This is a genomic window from Rhodococcus sp. WS3 (assembly GCF_003797085.1).
In the GTDB taxonomy this organism is placed as follows: domain Bacteria; phylum Actinomycetota; class Actinomycetes; order Mycobacteriales; family Mycobacteriaceae; genus Rhodococcus_F; species Rhodococcus_F globerula.
Map to the genome: position 1 here is coordinate 1,185,570 of NZ_RKMA01000001.1, position 19,157 is coordinate 1,204,726.

A 19,157-nucleotide genomic window follows, 5' to 3' on the forward strand; every position below is an offset into this window, starting at 1 on the left:
GCAGCCAGTGATCAGTAACTCGCCACGGCGCCGTCCACCGCACGCTGCAGATCGCCTTGTACGACGCGAGCGATGTCCATCGGTTTTCCACCCAGGTCGACTACCGGAGTGCCGATGAAAACCCGGGCGCTCTTGACCTGACCCGCATCCGGCCCGTAGCTGATTCCAACCGACAGGAGCGCAGGCGAGCATCCCAATTTCTCTGCGCGCGAAACGATGTGGCCGATTCCGCTGTTGACGTGCTGCAGCGTCCGGGGATCCTCGGTATTGCAGGTTCCCTCGGGGAAAATCGCCAGACAGTCCCCCTCGCTCAAGCGCTGCGCCGCAACGTCCATCATCACGCGGCCCGCGTCCGACACGGCCCGCAGTCCGTGATTCTTGCTGCGGAACACCGGAATGCTGCCCATCATGTCGACCTTCTTGCGCTGAGCTGGATCAACGAAGAGCTCATCCTTCGCCAGCACGCGAGTCCGCCCGATCACACGCCGCAGTGGGGTGCGCCACGCCGTCGCCGCAAGCGTGAATTGGTCACTCTCCGTAAGGTGATTGACCGCAACCACCAGTTGCGTCCCACGCCCGAGTAGAGCCGCCAACGCGGCTTCCGCGCCAGGTGCATAAGCAATTCGCGGACGATATTTCAGTGCCAGCGCGGCAAAGGCAAGCTTGGCCACGAACCGATTCTGCTGGTGACCGCGGTAGTACTCGTACACAGCCTCGTAGTTGTCGAGCGAAACCTCGGGAGCGTCCATAGGCCAAACGATACACAACCTACGGTTGCGTAGGTTTGCCTGCTCTCGGCAGGTAATCGAACGGATTCTTGGTCAAATCAGCCACATCTACCCCCAGTTTTTCGGCTACATGATCGAGGTCGTCCAGTTGCCAGGCATTGCGCCGAAGGCAGCGGCTCGTCTTAGCTGTCGTCCACCCCAGCAACTCGGCGAGGTCATTGTCTCGGCGCAAACCACGGCTGGGCATCAAAGTCAGCACGTTGGCGCTAATGCGCTCACGAAGTGTCTGTGTCGGGCGTTCCGTCGTGGTCATGTCAATAATCTTGCATGTAACTTGCCATACTCGCAAGTGCACAGGTCAAAGATGGAAAATTACAGCCATGTAGTAACAATTTTGTCATGCATATTGACTATCTAGTTGCATGATCTGCAACAAACGACGTACCTTTCGTGACATGCAACCGACAACGACCCCCAGGGCTGCCGCTTCTGCCGCTCTCGGAGAAGACGTGCGGAAGTGGATTGAACGCCAGCGCAACACCCCAGCGAAGCTCAGTTACCGGCAGATCGCTGACACCCTCTCTGCGGAGACTGGAGTCAAGGTCACTCGGGAAGCACTTCGACGGTGGCATTCGGAAACACAAACCAGCACGTCTGCAGCCTGAATCCCCAGAAAAAATGCCCGCTCGGTGCTGTAACACCGAACGGGCCTGCCCCCAGAAAGGAACTTAGATGTCCAATACTACGGGAATCACCCGCCAGGAATGGAAGGACGCCGAGCTTCGCCAGGCAGAACAGCTCGGGAAGCTCGACGCAATCGCCTCCGATATTCGCGATCTAGATCTCTCGGTGACGGGTCTTCGCCAACTCCTCGACGGCCTTGGAGAGGTATTCAACAGCTTCAGCCAGCTTCTTGACGCCCGGGTCTTGCGATCGGATGCGGGCACTCTCGGCGCTACTAGCAGCTTGAGCGGCATGTCGGGAAGCCTGGAAGTAGGTCACGGTTCTTCTCCTTTAGTTGATGGCGGTAGCAGCCCAACTGTAGGAGACGAGCAGGTCGCGGGGGTTGAAAACACAGCTCCCGCGACCAATGCCGGCGACGTTACCCCCGAAACAATCGAGGCTGTCGCACAGTTTCTGTTCGACACAGGCGTCGAGACCTCGATGATCAACTCACTGAGATCGGTCGCCGCTTCCCTCCGCATCGACAACGCCGAGGCTGAAGTCAGTTCCTCGGGCGTCCCCACTCTTGACCAGCTCGGCAAGCAGCTGCACATCGCCCTGGAGCTTGAGAAGGCGCACCGAAGCGTCTACCTGTCAGCTCACCTCGAGTGCACAATCCGGTCGAGCGAGCTTGACGATGCGTCCAAGTCCGTCAAGGCGATCGAGGCTGAGATCCGCAAGCATGTGAGCGGAGGCCAGGCATGAGCGTTCCGCACATCACCAGCCAGCCGAGCACCGCCTCTGGCGATCTCCTTGTCACCGTCGACGGAATAGCCACCACTCTCCGTAACGCCGCCAAAATGCTCACGGATCTCGCCACCGAGAACGTCCACTTGCGTGCCACCGAAGCCCAACTTGTTGGCGATGCACTCGAATTCGTCACCGGCTCCATTCCGGACGCCTTCGGCTTGGCGGCGCCCGAGTCGGATCCCGCACGCACTGCAACCGAGGTTCATCTCGGTGCGAGTAAGGCTTGGCCAGTCGAAGTTCACTTCCCCGCGCTAGGCCGGTTTGCAGCTCGCCTGTCCGTGAGTGAAGCGCACACGCTTATCGACCAGCTCAACGACAAGATTCACGAGCATGCCGCGAATGGAGGGCTGCTATGAACGACTTCGACCGCCAATTCGCGATCCGACTCCCGAGCGGCGACCTGTTTCTCGTTCCCGAACCGCCCCGTAGTCCATTGAGTTTCATGGTCGACCCGCGTCCCGTTCATCAGGCGAGCGTTGCGGTGTGGGAGAAAGAGAGTGAGGCGCAGGTGGTTCTCGATTACATCAAGAATGAAGCCACGAAATTCGGCGTCACTAACATCGGCGCAACCATCGTCTCCCGCGTCGTCGGCCCTTGGGGCGATGTGAACCTGACCGGATTCATGGCCGCAGTCGAAGGTCACGCGAACGGCGATTCGTCGTGAGCGACGAAACCAATCTCATCCTTGCTCGCCACATTCTTGCGATGAACGACGAGCTGAACAACCGAGCACCTTCGACGCGTCACTACATCGATCGGCTGAAGTCGATTCGTAGCCTTGCAGTTTCACTCGCAACGCGCCTCGAAGCACAAGCCCCGGTGGCGTCACCCAAGTAAGTCTGTTGCCCGGCCCAGATGGCCGGAAGTCGGCGCCACCGGCTCAATCTCCCCCACTTCATTCCCTCACGAAACGAGGTCTCGCGATGACGCACGCCCAAATGTCGATGATCATCCCTTCTCCGCTGCCCCCGACTGGCGCTGAAGTCTGGCGCAACGCAGTCGCCGCCGAAATCCAGAACAACCCCGAGCGGTACGCACTCACTGGCGGATTCGCATTCGAGCCGGAAGCTCGGGCGCTCGCCGCCGGCGAACTCGCACGCCGCGATTTCAATGGCCCCGAGCCTGAGCTTGAGCCCGAACCCGTCAACGCCGAGTTCACCGATGTCCCTAAAGCTTCGAACTCGCTCGTCGTGGCAGCTCGTTGGATCTTCGGGACACTCTCCGTCGCCATAGTCGTCATCGTCTTGCTGGCGTACGCAACTCAATCCGGATGGCGGTGACTGGAATGCTCTGGCTCGCAATGACAATCGCACTCGGCATCGCCGGAGCGCTCATCCTCCCGGCATTGATGGTGAAGCCATGAGCGAATATCTCACCCTCCGTGGAATGGCTGCAGCTCTCGATGACCAGGCCATCGACCTGGCGCAGGGCGGCCAACACAAGGAAGCCCTCGACGCTGTCACGCTCGCCATTGCACTCGAAAATCGTCAGCAGCAGATCAATGCGTCGGACTTCAATCCGCGCGGCGTAGTGGATGACCGATGAGTGACCTCGACGCCGAGGGCGTCGTATTCGACATCTACGAAAACATGCCTCAGGTCGAAGGCTTCGGCGCATGGAACGAAGCAACGGTCGAGAACCACATGGACGCCGACAAGCTCGGACTCGCTTCCGGCTACTTCGAGATCACCACCCCCGACGGCGACCGGTCCTCGATCCACGTCACGGCCGCACGACTCCCGGTCCAACATCAGCACGCGCCCGAGTTCGGTGCCGCGGTCGACCGCGCATACGACTCGACCGACCACAAGAACGGACTGTGAAATGCCGACTCCCGCAACAATGCCCGGCGCATCGGCTGCCAAGCGCAGGCGTCGAGTGCTCGTCGAGTACGAGCGCATCACGGGTGAGCGTCCCGATGCGATCATCGGTCGCCCGCTCGTCGACTCTGACACCTCGAGCGTGTACACGCGACACGGATTCCTCGAGCTTCGCAGCGAGTGGCCGACAACGAATGACGTCGCTATCGCGCATCGCCGGATCGTCGCCGTCACGTTCGTCAATCCGAGTTTCGACATCGGCACGCTCGTTACCGCCTATGGACTTAAGTCCAGTGAGGAGCCTCCGTACTGATGATCACCATGACCGATCTCTTCTGCGGCGCAGGCGGTTCGAGCACTGGCGCAGTCCAGGTGCCCGGCGTCTCGGTTCGCATGGCAGCGAATCACTGGGATCTCGCGATCGAGACCCACAACACCAACCATCCGACCACCGACCACGCATGCGCCGACCTCTCGCAGGTCGACCCGCGCCTGTTCCCTCGCACCGACCTGCTGTGGGCATCGCCCGAGTGCACGAATCACAGTCAGGCTAAAGGTAAGAAGCGGAACCTCGACTCGACGCCGGACCTCTTCGACGAGGTTCTGCCCGATGCCGCCGCTGACCGCTCGAGGGCAACAATGTGGGACGTTCCCCGATTCGCCGAGCATCACCAGTACAAGGCGATCATCACCGAGAATGTCGTCGACGCCGCCAAGTGGATCATGTTCCCGGCATGGCTACAGGCAATGGACCTACTCGGCTACGACCACCACATCGTCTACATGAACAGCATGCACGCGCAGGCCGGTGGCGATCCAGCTCCGCAGTCCCGCGACCGCATGTACGTCGTGTTCTGGCTCAAGGGCAATCGCACGCCGGACCTCGACAAGTGGACCCGCCCGAAGGCTTACTGCCCATCGTGCGACGAGGTTATCTCCGCCCTGCAGGGATGGAAGAAGCCAACTCGTTGGGGTCGGTACCGCGCTCAGTACGTGTGGCGCTGCCCGAAAGTGGCATGCCGCAACGGCATTGTTGAGCCCGGATGGTTGCCCGCATCGTCGGCGATCGACTGGACACTCAAGGGCGACCGCATCGGAGACCGGTCGAAGCCTCTCGCGCCGAAGACTGTCGCCCGCATCGAGGCAGGCCTCGAGAAGTTCTGTGGACCGCAACCCTTCGTCACCACGATGTACGGCAAGTCGAAGAACCATCCAGTCACGAACCCGATCGGCACGCTATCGACCAACATCCATCACGGAATGCTCGTACCCGCCGGCGGAACGTGGAACGAAAGCGCCACCTCCCTCGATGACGTCATGCGCACACGCACCACCCGCGACACCGAGGGTCTGCTGATCCCGGTCGAAGGTCGCGACGGAAAGGAAGCCCGATCGGCATCCGACCCGCTGCGCACCATGACCACTCGCAACGAGACCGCGTTCATCGTCCCGATGCGAAACAACAACACGCCGAAGGCTATGACCGAGCCGCTCGACACGTTCGCTGCCAACGGTCTGCACCACGCGATGATCACGCGGCACAACAGCTCTCGCAAGGGCGACGGCTCCGAGATGTCGACGGCGATCAACGACTCTCTCCGAACACTGACGGCCGTGCCAACCGCGTCGCTGACGACATGGGAAGTGCCGAAGGTGGATGACTGCATGTTCCGCATGCTCGAGCCCCACGAGATCGCAGCAGGCATGGCGTTCACACCCGGCTACAAGATCCTCGGCAACAAGCGCGAGCAGGTACGCCAGGCAGGTAATGCCGTATGTCCGCCCAATGCAAGAGATCTCGTCTCAGCCGTCGTCGAGTCGTTGGCGGTGGCGTGATGAAACTACTAGCAGCCAAGGCAAACCCAGGCGGCCGAGTGACCTACACCGACCCGGGCACCGGCGCGAAGGAATCCGGCGTCATCTCGCACTGCGACGAGAAGTACGTCTACGTCCACTACGGCGAACCTGCGGTCATTCACGCAACCCATCCCGACAACCTCAAGTTCGACAGGAGCAGAAGATGACCGCACGCGAAGTCACCAAGGCCGACAAGGCCGAGCCTGGCTCACCGGAATGGCTCAAGCTCGTCACCGCATCCAAGATTCCGTCAATCCTGGGCATCTCGCGCTTCAAGTCGCAGTTCGCACTGTGGCACGAGATGGCCGGCAATGTCCCATCCGAGCCGATCAGCGAATCTCGGCAGGACGACTTCGACTACGGTCACGCCGTCGAGCTGGCCGCGGCCGAGTACTGGCGATACAAGAACGACGGATGGGTCATTTCCCGCGGCGAGGTCCAATACACCGACGACGCACTCGAGTTCGGCAACGCTGCCACGATTGACGGCCGAGCCTCGCGCGGTGCATGGCGGCGCATCGTCGAGATCAAGACGGCCCGCGACCTCGAGGAGTGGGGCGACGACGGATCAGGTGAAGTACCCGCCGACTATGCCGCACAGGTGATCTGGCAGCAGCTCATCACCGGATGGCACGAACCCGCGAACATCGTCCTCTGGCCGCAGTACGGCAAGCCCAAGATCTACTCGATCGAGTACGACGCCCAGATTGCCGCTTCGATCCTGACACTCGTACGCGAGTGGAACGCCAGCCTTGCTAGCGGAATCCCACCCGAGCTGGACGACTCGATCACGACCTATGAGACCGTTCGCCGACTTCACCCCGAGATCGACGGCCGAGAGGTCCAGCTCGACGCCGCCCTGGCGCACGACTACCTGACCGCCGTTACCGACGACAAAGAGATCACAAAGCGTCTGCGCGGATTGAAGACTCGCGTCCTCGACGCCATGGGCAACGCGCAGACGGCCGTCGTTGTCGACCTCAAGATCGCCACTCGCTCGCCTGCGCGCGGTGATGCGATCGCACTCCGCTCCAACACCAAGGCCGACCCGGCCACTATCGAAGGAATCTCAGCATGAGCAACGAAATCGAGCCATACACAGCACCATCCGCCGCCATCGCTCCTGTGGCCGACTCGGCCGCACTCGTGGCGATGGCCGACAGCCTGCGCGCACACGTCGCCGCTCTGGAATCGGCGGACCTGCTCGCCGGAATGATTCACATGTCCGTCCAGGCGTACGACGGAGGCACCGACAACAAAGGCAAGAGGCGCGCGGGTCGCAAGGAAGCCGCAATCGCGATCTACCACGGCATGCAGCTCGGATGGGCGCCCCTGCCATCACTGCAGAACATCTTCACCGTGCACGGTGTGCCGGGTATGTACGCCCGTGCCATGAAAGCACTCCTCATCAGCCAGGGGCACGAGGTCGAGACCATCGAAAGCACTCTCACCTCGGCGACAGTGCGCGCACGTCACGCCGGAACCCCGAACTGGGAAGAGGTGACGTGGACGATCGATATCGCCAAGCAGGCCGGGTATACCTCGAACCCGAAGTACCAGTCGGATCCTCGCGGAATGTTGTACGCGAAGGCTCTCGCAGATGCGTGCCGGCGCGCGTGCCCGGATGTCCTGATGGGCATGGCTTACACGGTCGAAGACTTGGAGCTGGAGCCCCGCAAGGTCGAATCGGAGCGCGTACCGGCGCCGAAGGGTGGCACGGCTGGACTCGCGGCCATGCTCGGCACGGCCAAGGCTGACCCCGAGCCAGAACCGGCCGAGCCCGTCCAATCCCCTGCGTCCGAAGACGAGATCGCACAGCTCGTTGCCGGGCTCGCCGAGGGTGGCATTACCGATCCCGCCGAAGCCATTCCGTTCCTCCGCGCACGGACTGGCCGCAATGAGATCGAAAAGTCCAAAGACCTCACCAGCGCCGAGATCGCGGCAGTCCTCGACTTCATGGTCAACGGCGAACCCGCCTGAAGACGAACGTCATTCACTACCTCCAGCGAAAGGTCTGCACCATGAATGCTCAGCCCCTGATCGACTCCGCTCGTCTCAAGTTCTCCGGCATCTCCTCCGAGGATTTCGAGGACATTCCGGACATCGGCGAGACCCGCACCTTCACCATTACGGCTCAGTGCACCAAGCACATTGAAGAGCAGATGGCGAATGAAGGCACACGCAAGATCGCAAACATGAAGATCGAGAAGATCCTCATCGGCGTCGACAAGCGCATCAACGAAGAGGCGCCTGTCGAGCCCAATCTCTTCGACTCTCCCGTCGAGCCTGACCCCGAGGGCGACGAGGACGAAACCCCCTCGAACGTCGCGGCATTCACCGGCCCCGAGTTCTCGGCCGACGAGTAACCAAACCCAGCAACAGCTCCGGGCCGTCGTCGTATTGACGGCGGCCCGGCTTATGCACAGGAGTTATCCACAATGGGCACAAACGATATCGATCCCGCGCTCGTCGAAACACTCTCTCATCTCGCATGGGAAGCCTCGCAGCAATCCGCGTACACCCGCTGGCAGGATGCCGAATCCGATGATGATCAGCCGCCAGTGGTCGGATGGGAAGACCGCGCCGAAGAGCAGCGTGAGGACACCCGTGCAGGTGTGCGTTCCATCCTTCGCGCACTGCGCAGGCGCAACATGCTCGCCCCTGCCGTACCCGCCGAGGCGGAGACGAAAGCGGAGCGGCCTCACCCCGAGTTGTGGATGGTCGAGTCAGGCGCTCATAGGTTCTACGCACCCACAGAGGATGGGGCCTGGGCGATAGCGAAGACGTGCAGCGAATTCGGGTACAAGGTCCATCCGCCAGTTGTCCCCGCCCCCAACGAAATCGGACCGTGGCAGCGAATCGAAGACGTACCCGAAGGCGTGTACGGGATCCGGGACAAGGAGGGTGGCCTTTGGCGCCGTTGGGGTGTCTGCGAGTGGCAGTTCTTGTCCCATACCGGTAGCGGCATCTGGGGGTCGCCAGTGCAGATCCCCAGATGGTGCGCCCCCTTCGTTGCGGCCGAGGAGCGTCGAGCGTGAGCGACAAAACCGGCATCGAATGGACTGACGCCACATGGAATCCCGTCACCGGCTGCACGAAAGTCTCGCCGGGCTGCGACAACTGCTACGCCGAGACGTTCTCTGAGCGATTCCGCGGTACGCCTGGCCACTACTTCGAGGGCGGTTTCGACGTCCAGCTCCGGCCGGACAAACTCCGTCAGCCGCTCGAGTGGCGCAAACCGCGAAGAATCTTCGTCAACTCGATGAGCGACCTGTTCCACGACGACGTCCCCGACAACTTCATCGGCAGCGTCTTCGACACCATGGCCGCTGCGAAGCAACACACGTTCCAGATCCTCACCAAGCGGCCGGGCCGAATGCGGTCGCTACTCAGGCGATGGGCCGAGCAAGCCGCCGACAGTCCACATGCCGGTGCATCCTTCCGCCGAAACGACATGATGTGGAGCGAGCCTCGAATCTGGCCGTTGCCGAACGTCTGGCTCGGAGTCTCGACGGAAGATCAGAAGTGGGCCGACATTCGGATTCCGATTCTTCTCGACACGCCTGCTGCAGTTCGGTTTATCAGCGCTGAACCACTTCTCGGGCCGGTAGACCTCGCAGCCTGGGTTCCGGGCAAGTGCACGTGCACGGGTCTGCCGAATCATGGTCCGATCCCGGTCCATTGGCGCGGATGCCCCGCGCTGACCTACAAGGCTCTTGATTGGGTCATCGTCGGCGGCGAGTCCGGCCGCAATGCCCGTTCGATGCATCCCGAGTGGACACGGACGTTGCGTGACCAGTGCGTCGACGCCGAAGTGCCGTTCCTCTTCAAACAATGGGGCGAATGGGCGCCAGGAGTCCGCGACACCGGAAGTCGCAAAGGCAATACCGGCCAAGGCTTTTACTCCAAGCCGACTGTCGACGGACAGTTCACTGGCGAGTACGCGTCAGTGTCCCGCGTCGCCAAGAAAGCCGCGGGCCGCGAACTCGACGGCCGCACATGGGACGAGTTCCCAACCGAGAGAAAACCATGACCCCAGGCCGCTGCCCAGTTTGCTGGCGATCAATCCCGCTCGACGACGAGTCGCGGATGACTCGCCACCGCGACAAGGCCGGCAACGCGTGCCCCATGTCCGGGCAAGACGCATCCGACCTAGACCCCATCGAATCACTTTCAAGAAAGGAGATCGCACATCATGGCTCGTGAGTTCGGCAAGATCTGGTTCTCACTCTTCCAGGACGACCATTTCTGCGCACAGCCTCGGCTCGACAAACTCGTTTACGTCGCCCTCGTCGCGCAGCCTGCGGTCAACTACGCCGGCGTCTTGCCCATGCAGCTCCGAAAGCTACGCAAGGCATGTGGCGGCACCGAGCGGGAAATCAAGGCCGCCCTCATTCGTCTCGAGCGCAATCGCTACGCCTTCACGGACAGCGATACCGAAGAGATTTTGATCCGCACATTCATCCGAAACGACGAGGTTTACAAGCAGCCAAACCTGCTCCTGAACGCCCTTCGGTCGGCTGCTCAGGTCGAATCGCCGAAACTCGGCGCGGTCCTCCTCGACGAAATCGCCAAGGTTGAGGTGCCACAGTTCAAGAATCTCGCCATTCTCAAGAAGCTCGACGTCGCCATGGCTGACGGAAACCACCGGCTCACAGCTCTTTCGGAAGGGATGCTCGAACCCTTCCCGGAACCCTTTGCCGATGACTTCCCCGAAGGGATACCGGAACCCATTGCGGAAGGGATCGAGCGACCTGGGGAAATGGAACCCTTCCCGGAAGGGATCGGGGAACCCTTCCCGGATCCCACAGTTGTAGTTGCAGTTGCAGTTGCTCAGTCACCTACTGCAGATTTTAAGTTGGGAGGGCGCGAGCGCGAGGCGATCGAAGTTGTCGATTCGACGATCGAACCCCCACCCGCCCACTGCCCTCGACACATCAACGAACCCACGATGGACCCGTGCCGCGCCTGCGGCGACGCCCGGCGCACTCGACAGGCATGGGACCGCGAGCAGTCCGACGCGCAGTCGCTCGCGCTTTCCGAGGAGCTACGCCTGCGGGCCGAGATCAAAACCGTCGCCATCGATGCATGCGATCTCTGCAACGACCTCGGCTACATCGGCACGACAGTCTGCGATCACGACTCCGAGCGATTCACCCGAGCTCGACGCGGAATGGAACTGGTCAACGAATCCCTCGCCGAGGCGCGTGCCAAGGCTCAAGCGAAATCCGAGGACGACGATGCGTAATTTCGATGACCTGATCAGCCGCGACGAATCGCTCGCCGTGATCTGCACGCACTGCTGCGCCAAGGCCGGCGAGGTCTGCACGGCCAAGGATCGCTACGGCAAGTCGCATCCGCTGCAGAACTTCCCGGCCCACCCAGCTCGCAACCAACGAGCCGAACGCCAGAAGCGCTTGCGCCAACTCGACGCCGAACGTGAGGCGCTGCGATGAGCACTATCGTCGGATTGGACCCGAGCCTCACGGCGGCCGGAATCGCAATTCTGCGCTCTCCCGACACCGCACATACCCCGAACGCCCCAAAACTCGCCAGCGTTGGCGCTACGGGGTCGAAAACCGACACGCTGGCTCAGCGCAGCATCCGAGTTGGCAAGCAATTCGAACGAATCATCCGTTCAATGCCTGCCAGCGTCCAGCTCGTCGTCATCGAGGAACTGCCGTTCGTGCCCCCGAAGAACGCCTCGCTCTTCCAAGAGCGGTGCGCGCTTTTCCACCGCGTCGTCGAGCTGCTCGCCCTGCGCCGCGTCCCGGTCGTCGCAGCCAGCGTGACGACGGTCAAGTTTTTCGCCACCGGCAACGGCCGCGCCGACAAGCTCGAAGTGATGGCAGCCATGCGCGAGCTCTGGCCGCACGCACCGATCCGCGATGACAACCAGTCCGACGCACTCGCGCTCGCCACGATGGGCGCGATGCACCTCGGCTGGCATGAGCCGGAACTACCGCACCACTACGCCCCGAAGGTCGACTGGACAGGAGTCCTCAAGTGATCGAACCGATCCCGTATGAAGAAATGCGCAGGCTTTGTGGACTGCCAGATTTTCCCGATCTTCGCGCCGCGGCATTTTTCGGTGATGTGCCATCGAATCCGTGGACGATATTTCGGGAGCCCGGCGATCCGGGGATTGAAAGCACTACATGGAAACCGCCGCGAATTGGCCGCAATCCATCCCGACAGTTGGTTCGCGGCGATCTGGTCGCGCTGGAAACAGGCGATGGACGTCGGCACTTCGGAGTCATTGTCGACATCACCGAGCGCGCCAACGGAAGCATCTCGTACCTCGCCGAGGATCCGCGGTATAGCGCACGGGCGCAACAACTCCGCGATGCACTGGAGTGCGAACGCAACCTCGCCCAGGAAGCGGACATCAGGGGCGTCGAATCCTCGCAGATGTTCATCGATGAGGCGTGGTCTCACCTTGCGTCGCGACAATGGCCCGACTACGCGGAAACACTTCAGCGCCTTCTCGAGTATGCCGATCCCCAAGTGCAGGGTGAACCCGCCGAACCCGGCACCCGCACAACGCAAGAACGCGCACTGCCGCAACCGAGCACTAGCCCACCGTTCTGGACCAAGGATGTCGGTACGCAGCGCAGGAGTCGCACTAATTCCCGACGGAGGCACCGATGAGCGATCCCACTCCCCTCGACCTGAACTTCGAACCGGGAACCGATTGCATGAACGGAAACCCTTGGTGCGTCTATCCGGAACCTCACACGCACGGGGGATTCGCATGCGATGGGACATGCCCTTGCCGAGGGCCCGAGACCAATGACCGCGCCGCCGCGAAGATCTTTGAAGAGAGGGGCAGGCGGTGAACACTGAATGCCACAACTGCGGCCGCGTAGTCCCCGACGGGTTCGATCTCTGCCATGAATGCACCGCGACACTCGTGAAGAACCTGCAGCAGGTGCCAGGCCTGGTCTCGGACATCCTGATCACCCGATCGCGCCAGGACCGAATGAGCGCAGGATTGTCGGTCGGCAAGAGTGCCGAAACTGCTCTGCCGATCCGCATGGACAAGTTCGGCAACTTCCCGACACAGCGACCACTTGACGCGCTCACGAACGAACTCGCGACGTGGGCAAGGGATCTGGCTGCGCTCACAGGCGAGGATCTGGATGCGGCGATCGACTCGCGTGGGTTGCGGGACATGGTGCATCGTCATCGGCACAGCCGCCGGCCGGACCCGGCATCGCTGTCACAGGACGGAGCACTGGACGCCGAACTCGCGGCGATCTGGCTCTCGCTGTATGCCGACGATCTTCGCCGTCATCCCGCCGTCGCTGAACTGTTTGACGGCATTGAGGACGCGATTGCACGGTGTCGCAAGGCGATCGACCGACTCCCTGAGTTGGCATACAAGGGACCTTGCCCCCATATCGGCTACGACGAGGAACAGCAACCGTTCTCTTGCTCGGCAGATCTCTATGTTGAACGCGGCGAGGATTACGTGAGCTGCCCACGTTGCTGGACGCACCATCGCGTAACAGACCTTGAGCGCACCATGATGCGGACCGTCAACGATCAACTGTTCACGCTGGCTGAGATTGATCGCCTATTGCGCGAGCTCGGAGAACCGATTCCCATTGGCACGCTCTATTCCTGGCACTCGCGCAAGGTGATCGAACCGCGTGCATGGCGGCAGTCCGACGGAACGAACTCCAAGTTCTGGATGCGCAGATCTGACCCAGCCCTGTTTCGGCTTGGCGACATTCGAGAGGTGCGAATATCAGACGCCCCGGCGTGGTGACATTGAGTGATCGGCTTCCTGCGATTCTCGTTAGGATGGCCGATCACTCAACAATAAGGATGTCCATGAGCCCGTCCAGCCTGTTTCGCCTACAAGAGACACCACTCCCGATGGACCCTCCGACATTTGATATCTCCGAGATTCCGCAGGTGACCATTCAGAACATTGGGGCCGACCCGAGTTGGTTTACCCAGCCTGTTGCCACCCTATTGGCAGGGTTATGCGCTGGTCTTATCGCAGCAGGAAGTGCGTTTCTCGCGTATCGAGGCGTTATGGATCAGATCGCGTCGACCGAAACGCGCGCGAGCCTTGAGCGTCGCCTCGACGCACTGGCGGATTCGCTGACAGCGTTTCAGCACGCAAACGTGTTAGCCCTCAAGTACATTGCGGCTCCAACTAGTCAGAACTACATTGACCTGGTTCCTGGCGTAAGCCCGTGTCGCACGGCCGAGGCGAAATTAACCCTTCTTGGGCTTGACGCTGCGGCGGGCTCATTGCGCGAAGTCATCCTCGTCATCATTGGCCTGCCTGGCGAAGACCTCGCCAGCGTAGAAGCGCAGGACAAGGTGGCGAACAAGCTCACGAAGCTGGCAGAGAAAGTGCATACAACCCACAAAGCCGCCATCCTTTGACCGCTGCCGCATCGCCCATAAAAGTGGCGAAGGTTGAAACACTCTGACCAGCATGCAAGGATGATCCGCAGTGCCATAGGTGTATCTACTCCCTGACCCGCACAACCATCCTCACTCAATCGCGCCCGGCCCTGTCGACGCACCACTGCATCACCAGTGAGTGCTCCGGGGCCGGGCGTCTTTAGACCCTCACCCCGGTTACAAGAGGTCACCGCCCCGTCGTATTCGCGGGGATCACGGAATCCAAGCAAGGCGCAACGAGGTTGTCGACGTACCGACCTCGCCGAGCTGCTGGAGTGGGTGCAAATTGAATAGCCTGTCAGGCCTACTCGCCTGTCAGGTCATAGCGATGTAGAGCAGTTGGTAGCTTGCTGGGCTCATATCCCAGAGGTCGCGGGTTCGAGTCCCGCCATCGCCACGAGGTGGAGACCGCAGGCCGGTACTGGGCAAGTCACCCAAACGTGCGGCCAAGGATCAACCCGGGCGCTTCGAGCGGCAAGGGTGGGATCACTGATCTGCGGCTTAAGAACGAGGCGACGCCACGCGCCTACTCCACCCACTTACTTGCTGCACACCGCGCCGATCCTGAGACGACGGCGCTCCTTTTGAGGATGGTGCAGCAACCCCCGGATGCGTTGCCCGCAATCAACACTCGGCTTGGGCTGCGCGACCGGGGATCAACTTCAGGAGGTCGCAGTGCTTGATCGAACCTTTGTCGCACTCATACCCAAGGCGCGATACTCCGCAGCGCGAGCGGCAGTCATCGCGGCTGTAGTGATGGACAATCGTGTACTCGTCATGCATGACGGAGATAGTGCGCGAGTCCGTGGAGAGTTCGATGCAGCAGTCGAACTGGCCGAGAAGAAGTTCGGCGATCACGTCAAGCGCATCTACCGAAGCTATGCCGATACGCGGATCACCTTCGAGCGTGGCGGTGAAGTGCTCTTCGCATCCGCTGGCGCGCTCAACAGGATTCGCGAATGCAACTTCGACATGATCCTCGAAGCCCATGCGTGACCTCATCGAGTTCGTTCGAATCGTGATCGCGCTCATCGAGTTCTGGGTGATCTGATGCCCAGCCTCAGGCTGATCTGTTGGGTGATCGAAGGACTCGTTCGAATGCGGAGGGCGTGAATGGTCGCCAAGACTACGACCGCGCGCGGTCTCGGATGGGATCACCAGAAGCAACGCGAGCGACTGATCCGAGCCCACGTCGACGGTGCCCCGTGTTGGTGGTGCCTGCGTCCGATGTTCCGCGACCGCACGCACAACTGGGACTACGACCCCGCATCACCCGATGCCGCGTCAGGCTCACTCGCCGCCGACCACTCTCACGCGAGAGCGCACGGCGGACTCAAAGCCGATCGTCTTCTCCACGGCAAGTGCAACAAGGAGCGCGGAGATGGATCACGAGATGATCTGCGTCCCGCTGTCACTGGAAAGCCAGTTATGCAGGCTCAGGCCGACCTGGAGGCCCTGGGCGTCCGGGTGATGCCTTGGCCATGACCCCTCCCCTGAAATTACTAAGGGGGTGGGGGGTCTCCTGACTGGCCGCCCTAGTCAGGAAGATTTTTTTGCTCGGCCTCGAAACTTTCACGCAAGGGGGGCCCGCGATGGATGACGAGGCGGATGGACTGGGCTCAGGAGGGCGCCAACTCTTCGACGAAATGTCTCTCGAAGCGGATTCTTACGAGCTCACATCACTGATCATCGAGACCTGCCGAGTCAAGGATCGCCTCGACCTCTGTCACCGCGTGCTGACTGGTGAAAAGGCGCTCTGGATGCGCCTAGTTCCCTCGCGGGGTGATTCCACGGTCCTTGAAGTGCGCATCGATGCAGCGGCTGCCGAGGCACGTCAGCTCTTGACGGTGTATCGCCAGATGCTCACCGACATCAAGAGGAGGCGCGCCGATGACGTCGACCCCGGCGCCGGTGGATACGACAATCCCCTCGACGATCTGTGACGAGGATATTGACGAAAAGTTCCAGCAGATCATCGCCACCGAGTGGCCGAAGCTCGAAGGTCGGCAGACGCCGAACTCGCTGACGTACACACCCGGCGACGTGCAGCTCGGACTCAAGGCCGCCGAACTCGCGCGCCGATCATCCTCACGCATCCGCGCGATGCCATGGCAATCCTGGTCGCTCGAACGGATCATGTCGAAGTCGGCCGACGGAACGTGGACACATCCCGAGTGCTGCCTGATCGTCCCCCGCCAGAACGGCAAGTCGCTGATCCTCTCGATCCGCGTGCTGTACGGCCTCTACAAACTCGGCGAGAACATCGTCTTCACGGCGCAGCAGTGGGAAACGGCGAAGTCGCTATGGAAGCGCACATGGGCGATCGTCAAAAGCACACCCTGGTTGCGCGAACTGGTCGAGTCGAAGACCTGCTCGCAGGGACGCGGCACGATCGTGCTCAAGTCTGGCGCCCAGGTCGTGTTCACCACCCGATCGAAGGACGCCGGCCGCGGCCTAGACACGGTCGATCTCGAAATCTACGACGAGGCATACGACCTGACTGAAGCGGACATGGCCGCACTCTCGCCGACCAAGATGGCCGCCGGGGATCCGCAGACGATCTACACCTCGTCCGCAGTCAATCAGGATCAGCATCCGAACGGTGCGGTCCTCGCTGCTGTCCGTGAACGCGGTCTCGCCGGTGAGGAAGGCCTGTTCTTCGCCGAATGGATGGCGCCCGACGGTCTCGACCGAACCGACCATGAGACGTGGCGATGGGCGAACCCATCCTTCGGCGTCATTCAGACCGTCAAGAAGTTGACCTCCGAGCTCAAGAAGTTCTCGACCGAGGCGGGAAAGAAGAGCTTCGACGTCGAGTACCTCGGTCGAGGTGACTGGCCCAAGCTCGCCAGCGACGTCCCGACCTGGACCGTAATCGGCAGAACCGCTTGGCATGAACTCCACGACGAAGCGCCTGCGCTCACCGGTCCTGTCGCAGTATCCATCGACCGCACAATGGATGGCTCACTGTGGGTTATCGCCGCTGCGCAGCGGACAGAGTTCGGGCGGATTCACGTCGAGATCGGCTACTACCAGGCCGGTACCCACGAGCAGATCTTAAGGCTGCTGCTGGCGGTGGTCAGCGCTTGGAACCCGTGCGTCATAGCGACGGATTCGAGATCGCATGCCGCAGTGCTCGAGCCGCATCTGGTAACTGCCGAGCTTGAACTGATCAAGATGACGACGAATCAGATGGCTACCTCGTGTCGCGCGTTCGTCGACGACGCCGAGGGTGCGGTCATCAGTCACTCGAATCAGAAAGTTCTCAACGATTCAGTCGAGGGTGCGGTCGAACGCACCCTGCCCGGTGGGGATTTCGTCTTCGACAAGCGAGCGGACGCAATCGTTGCACCGCTCAACGCCGCCCAGATCGCGCGGTGGGCGCTACTCACCTTCGGATCGCGCGTCTCCACCAAGACGGCCGAACCAAAGGCTGAACAACCGCTGGATTCGATCAGCGGATGGTCCGGCTCCCGCGCTCGTGAAACCGACGTGAACCAATTCGACGCTCTAGCAGCGGGATTCTGAAGGGAGGTGCACGGTGGTCGAGCTCAAGAAGACGGCAGTGCCCCAGTACGAACTCGGTTATGTCACCACACAGGGACAGAACCCCGACTGGCAGCAGTGGGATTCCGACGAACACGTTCCGGAACTCCGTTGGCCGCAATGCAATCACGTCTACGGCCAGATGATGAAGGGCGACGGCCGCGTCTCCTCAGTGCTGTCGGCAATCGGACTGCCGATTCGAAGCGCCCACTGGTGGGTTGACCCCAATGGCGCACGCGATGAAGTGACGGAAGACGTCGCCCGCAACCTCGGACTGCCAATCCTCGGAACTGAACCTGGAACGCAGCCCCGCATGAAGGGCCGTTTCTCGTGGGCGCAGCACCTGCAGAATGTTCTGCTGCTCTTGCCCTACGGCCACAGCTACTTCGAGCAGCTCTACTCAATGAACGAGGACGCAACGCGGGCGCGGCTGCACAAACTTGCACCGCGGCCCCAGAAGACAATCTCGGAAATAAACGTCGCACTCGACGGCGGCCTGCACTCCATCAAGCAACACCCGCCCGCGAGTACCGAGCGTGTCACGTACGGAATCGCCGGTGTCGAGATCCCCGTTTCCCGACTCGTCGCATATGTGCGCGACGCGGAACCTGGCGATTGGCGAGGCAATTCGATCCTGCGGCCGGCCTACAAACATTGGCTCCTGAAGGACGAGTTCATGCGCATTCAAGCCGCCGCAGCCAGGCGTCACGGCATGGGTGTTCCTGTCGGCACCGCCTCGAAGGCCGACGACCAGGAAGAGGTCGACCACATGCAGGCCGTCGCCTCGAACTACAAGGGCGGCTCGAATTCCGGTGTCGGTCTTGCGAACGGTCAGAAGCTCGAACTGCTTGCCCCAACCGGCACCGTCTTCGACATGCAACCGGCGATCAACTTTCACGACAAATCGATCGCACTCGCCGGCCTCGCCCACTTCCTCAACCTCGACCGAGGCGGGTCGTACGCGCTGGCGTCAGTCCTTGCGGATCCGTTTGTGCAGTCCGTGCAGGCGCTCGGTGAATTCATCCGTGACACCTCGAATGCCCACGTTGTCGAGGACCTGGTCGATATCAATTTCGGTGAAGACGAGCCCGCGCCGCGAATTGTGTTCGACGAGATCGGTTCCCGGCAGGACGCGACTGCGGCCGCTCTCGGAATCCTCGTCCAGAACGGACTCCTCGAGCCCGATGACGAACTCAAGATCATGCTCCGTCAGAAATTCGGCCTCACCACGCCCGACACCCAAAGCGCCGAGGGCGCATCTGATTCCAACGAAGGAGGGCAAGAGTGAGCCGAGCATCCATGCGTA

At 61.4% G+C, this 19,157-nt stretch carries 28 protein-coding genes and 1 tRNA gene; 27 read left to right on the top strand and 2 right to left on the bottom strand.

The window, feature by feature from the left end:
* Positions 1–11: 11 nt before the first annotated feature.
* Both EEB13_RS05290 and EEB13_RS05295 read right to left on the bottom strand, forming a co-directional pair.
* On the bottom strand, positions 12–749 hold the full coding sequence (locus EEB13_RS05290) for a lysophospholipid acyltransferase family protein (protein WP_141484753.1): 738 nt from the start codon (positions 747–749) through the stop codon (positions 12–14).
* Between the two features lie 19 nt (positions 750–768).
* The gene (locus tag EEB13_RS05295) at positions 769–1,041 is read right to left on the bottom strand and encodes a hypothetical protein (RefSeq protein ID WP_141484754.1); all 273 of its coding nucleotides are present in this window, start codon (positions 1,039–1,041) and stop codon (positions 769–771) included.
* Positions 1,042–1,460: 419 nt separating this feature from the next.
* Here EEB13_RS05295 and EEB13_RS05300 point away from each other — a divergent pair, with 419 nt between their 5' ends.
* From EEB13_RS05300 to EEB13_RS05425, 27 genes are all read left to right on the top strand, one after another.
* Entirely contained in the window at positions 1,461–2,156 is a 696-nt protein-coding gene (locus tag EEB13_RS05300) for a hypothetical protein (protein WP_141484755.1), read from the top strand.
* Positions 2,153–2,557 carry a hypothetical protein gene (locus tag EEB13_RS05305; protein WP_141484756.1) on the top strand — a complete coding sequence of 135 codons (405 nt, stop codon included), beginning with the start codon at positions 2,153–2,155 and terminating at the stop codon, positions 2,555–2,557. The genes EEB13_RS05300 and EEB13_RS05305 overlap by 4 nt, the downstream gene beginning before the upstream one ends.
* Positions 2,554–2,865: a hypothetical protein gene (locus tag EEB13_RS05310; protein ID WP_141484757.1), complete on the top strand. Its 312-nt coding sequence runs from the start codon at positions 2,554–2,556 to the stop codon at positions 2,863–2,865. Before EEB13_RS05305 ends, EEB13_RS05310 begins: the two co-directional genes overlap by 4 nt.
* The gene (locus EEB13_RS31380; RefSeq protein ID WP_187328495.1) at positions 2,862–3,038 is read left to right on the top strand and encodes a hypothetical protein; all 177 of its coding nucleotides are present in this window, start codon (positions 2,862–2,864) and stop codon (positions 3,036–3,038) included. Before EEB13_RS05310 ends, EEB13_RS31380 begins: the two co-directional genes overlap by 4 nt.
* A gap of 86 nt (positions 3,039–3,124) precedes the next feature.
* A complete protein-coding gene (locus tag EEB13_RS05315) occupies positions 3,125–3,481 on the top strand; it encodes a hypothetical protein (protein ID WP_141484758.1) in 357 nt (118 codons plus the stop codon).
* A gap of 79 nt (positions 3,482–3,560) precedes the next feature.
* Positions 3,561–3,746, top strand: a complete 186-nt coding sequence (locus EEB13_RS05320) for a hypothetical protein (RefSeq protein ID WP_141484759.1) — start codon at positions 3,561–3,563, stop codon at positions 3,744–3,746.
* On the top strand, positions 3,743–4,024 hold the full coding sequence (locus EEB13_RS05325) for a hypothetical protein (RefSeq protein ID WP_141484760.1): 282 nt from the start codon (positions 3,743–3,745) through the stop codon (positions 4,022–4,024). The genes EEB13_RS05320 and EEB13_RS05325 overlap by 4 nt, the downstream gene beginning before the upstream one ends.
* Position 4,025: 1 nt before the next feature.
* The gene (locus tag EEB13_RS05330; RefSeq protein WP_141484761.1) at positions 4,026–4,334 is read left to right on the top strand and encodes a hypothetical protein; all 309 of its coding nucleotides are present in this window, start codon (positions 4,026–4,028) and stop codon (positions 4,332–4,334) included.
* A complete protein-coding gene (locus tag EEB13_RS05335) occupies positions 4,334–5,857 on the top strand; it encodes a DNA cytosine methyltransferase (protein WP_141484762.1) in 1,524 nt (507 codons plus the stop codon). Before EEB13_RS05330 ends, EEB13_RS05335 begins: the two co-directional genes overlap by 1 nt.
* Positions 5,857–6,045 (top strand): hypothetical protein, encoded by a 189-nt coding sequence (locus tag EEB13_RS05340; RefSeq protein WP_141484763.1) that lies wholly within the window; start codon positions 5,857–5,859, stop codon positions 6,043–6,045. The genes EEB13_RS05335 and EEB13_RS05340 overlap by 1 nt, the downstream gene beginning before the upstream one ends.
* The gene (locus tag EEB13_RS05345) at positions 6,042–6,956 is read left to right on the top strand and encodes a YqaJ viral recombinase family protein (protein WP_141484764.1); all 915 of its coding nucleotides are present in this window, start codon (positions 6,042–6,044) and stop codon (positions 6,954–6,956) included. The genes EEB13_RS05340 and EEB13_RS05345 overlap by 4 nt, the downstream gene beginning before the upstream one ends.
* A complete protein-coding gene (locus tag EEB13_RS05350; protein ID WP_141484765.1) occupies positions 6,953–7,858 on the top strand; it encodes a hypothetical protein in 906 nt (301 codons plus the stop codon). The genes EEB13_RS05345 and EEB13_RS05350 overlap by 4 nt, the downstream gene beginning before the upstream one ends.
* Before the next feature lie 41 nt (positions 7,859–7,899).
* A complete protein-coding gene (locus EEB13_RS05355; RefSeq protein WP_141484766.1) occupies positions 7,900–8,244 on the top strand; it encodes a hypothetical protein in 345 nt (114 codons plus the stop codon).
* Positions 8,245–8,316: 72 nt separating this feature from the next.
* Positions 8,317–8,916 (top strand): hypothetical protein, encoded by a 600-nt coding sequence (locus EEB13_RS05360; RefSeq protein WP_141484767.1) that lies wholly within the window; start codon positions 8,317–8,319, stop codon positions 8,914–8,916.
* Positions 8,913–9,911: a DUF5131 family protein gene (locus EEB13_RS05365; RefSeq protein ID WP_141484768.1), complete on the top strand. Its 999-nt coding sequence runs from the start codon at positions 8,913–8,915 to the stop codon at positions 9,909–9,911. The genes EEB13_RS05360 and EEB13_RS05365 overlap by 4 nt, the downstream gene beginning before the upstream one ends.
* Before the next feature lie 162 nt (positions 9,912–10,073).
* Positions 10,074–11,126 carry a hypothetical protein gene (locus EEB13_RS05370; RefSeq protein WP_141484769.1) on the top strand — a complete coding sequence of 351 codons (1,053 nt, stop codon included), beginning with the start codon at positions 10,074–10,076 and terminating at the stop codon, positions 11,124–11,126.
* Entirely contained in the window at positions 11,119–11,334 is a 216-nt protein-coding gene (locus EEB13_RS05375; protein ID WP_141484770.1) for a hypothetical protein, read from the top strand. Before EEB13_RS05370 ends, EEB13_RS05375 begins: the two co-directional genes overlap by 8 nt.
* Positions 11,331–11,888 (top strand): crossover junction endodeoxyribonuclease RuvC, encoded by a 558-nt coding sequence (locus EEB13_RS05380; protein ID WP_141484771.1) that lies wholly within the window; start codon positions 11,331–11,333, stop codon positions 11,886–11,888. The genes EEB13_RS05375 and EEB13_RS05380 overlap by 4 nt, the downstream gene beginning before the upstream one ends.
* On the top strand, positions 11,885–12,529 hold the full coding sequence (locus EEB13_RS05385) for a hypothetical protein (protein ID WP_141484772.1): 645 nt from the start codon (positions 11,885–11,887) through the stop codon (positions 12,527–12,529). The genes EEB13_RS05380 and EEB13_RS05385 overlap by 4 nt, the downstream gene beginning before the upstream one ends.
* A gap of 184 nt (positions 12,530–12,713) precedes the next feature.
* Positions 12,714–13,652, top strand: a complete 939-nt coding sequence (locus EEB13_RS05390) for a hypothetical protein (protein WP_141484773.1) — start codon at positions 12,714–12,716, stop codon at positions 13,650–13,652.
* Positions 13,653–13,717: 65 nt separating this feature from the next.
* Positions 13,718–14,284: a hypothetical protein gene (locus tag EEB13_RS05395; protein WP_141484774.1), complete on the top strand. Its 567-nt coding sequence runs from the start codon at positions 13,718–13,720 to the stop codon at positions 14,282–14,284.
* Between the two features lie 345 nt (positions 14,285–14,629).
* A tRNA-Met gene (locus tag EEB13_RS05400) sits at positions 14,630–14,702 on the top strand.
* Positions 14,703–14,980: 278 nt separating this feature from the next.
* On the top strand, positions 14,981–15,301 hold the full coding sequence (locus tag EEB13_RS05405; RefSeq protein WP_141484775.1) for a hypothetical protein: 321 nt from the start codon (positions 14,981–14,983) through the stop codon (positions 15,299–15,301).
* Between the two features lie 117 nt (positions 15,302–15,418).
* Complete coding sequence (locus tag EEB13_RS05410; RefSeq protein ID WP_141484776.1) at positions 15,419–15,790, top strand: hypothetical protein; 372 nt, start codon at positions 15,419–15,421, stop codon at positions 15,788–15,790.
* Between the two features lie 107 nt (positions 15,791–15,897).
* Positions 15,898–16,248, top strand: a complete 351-nt coding sequence (locus EEB13_RS05415; protein WP_141484777.1) for a hypothetical protein — start codon at positions 15,898–15,900, stop codon at positions 16,246–16,248.
* Complete coding sequence (locus tag EEB13_RS05420; protein ID WP_141484778.1) at positions 16,196–17,833, top strand: hypothetical protein; 1,638 nt, start codon at positions 16,196–16,198, stop codon at positions 17,831–17,833. The genes EEB13_RS05415 and EEB13_RS05420 overlap by 53 nt, the downstream gene beginning before the upstream one ends.
* 13 nt (positions 17,834–17,846) lie before the next feature.
* Positions 17,847–19,139, top strand: a complete 1,293-nt coding sequence (locus tag EEB13_RS05425; RefSeq protein WP_261984447.1) for a DUF935 domain-containing protein — start codon at positions 17,847–17,849, stop codon at positions 19,137–19,139.
* Positions 19,140–19,157: the final 18 nt, after the last annotated feature.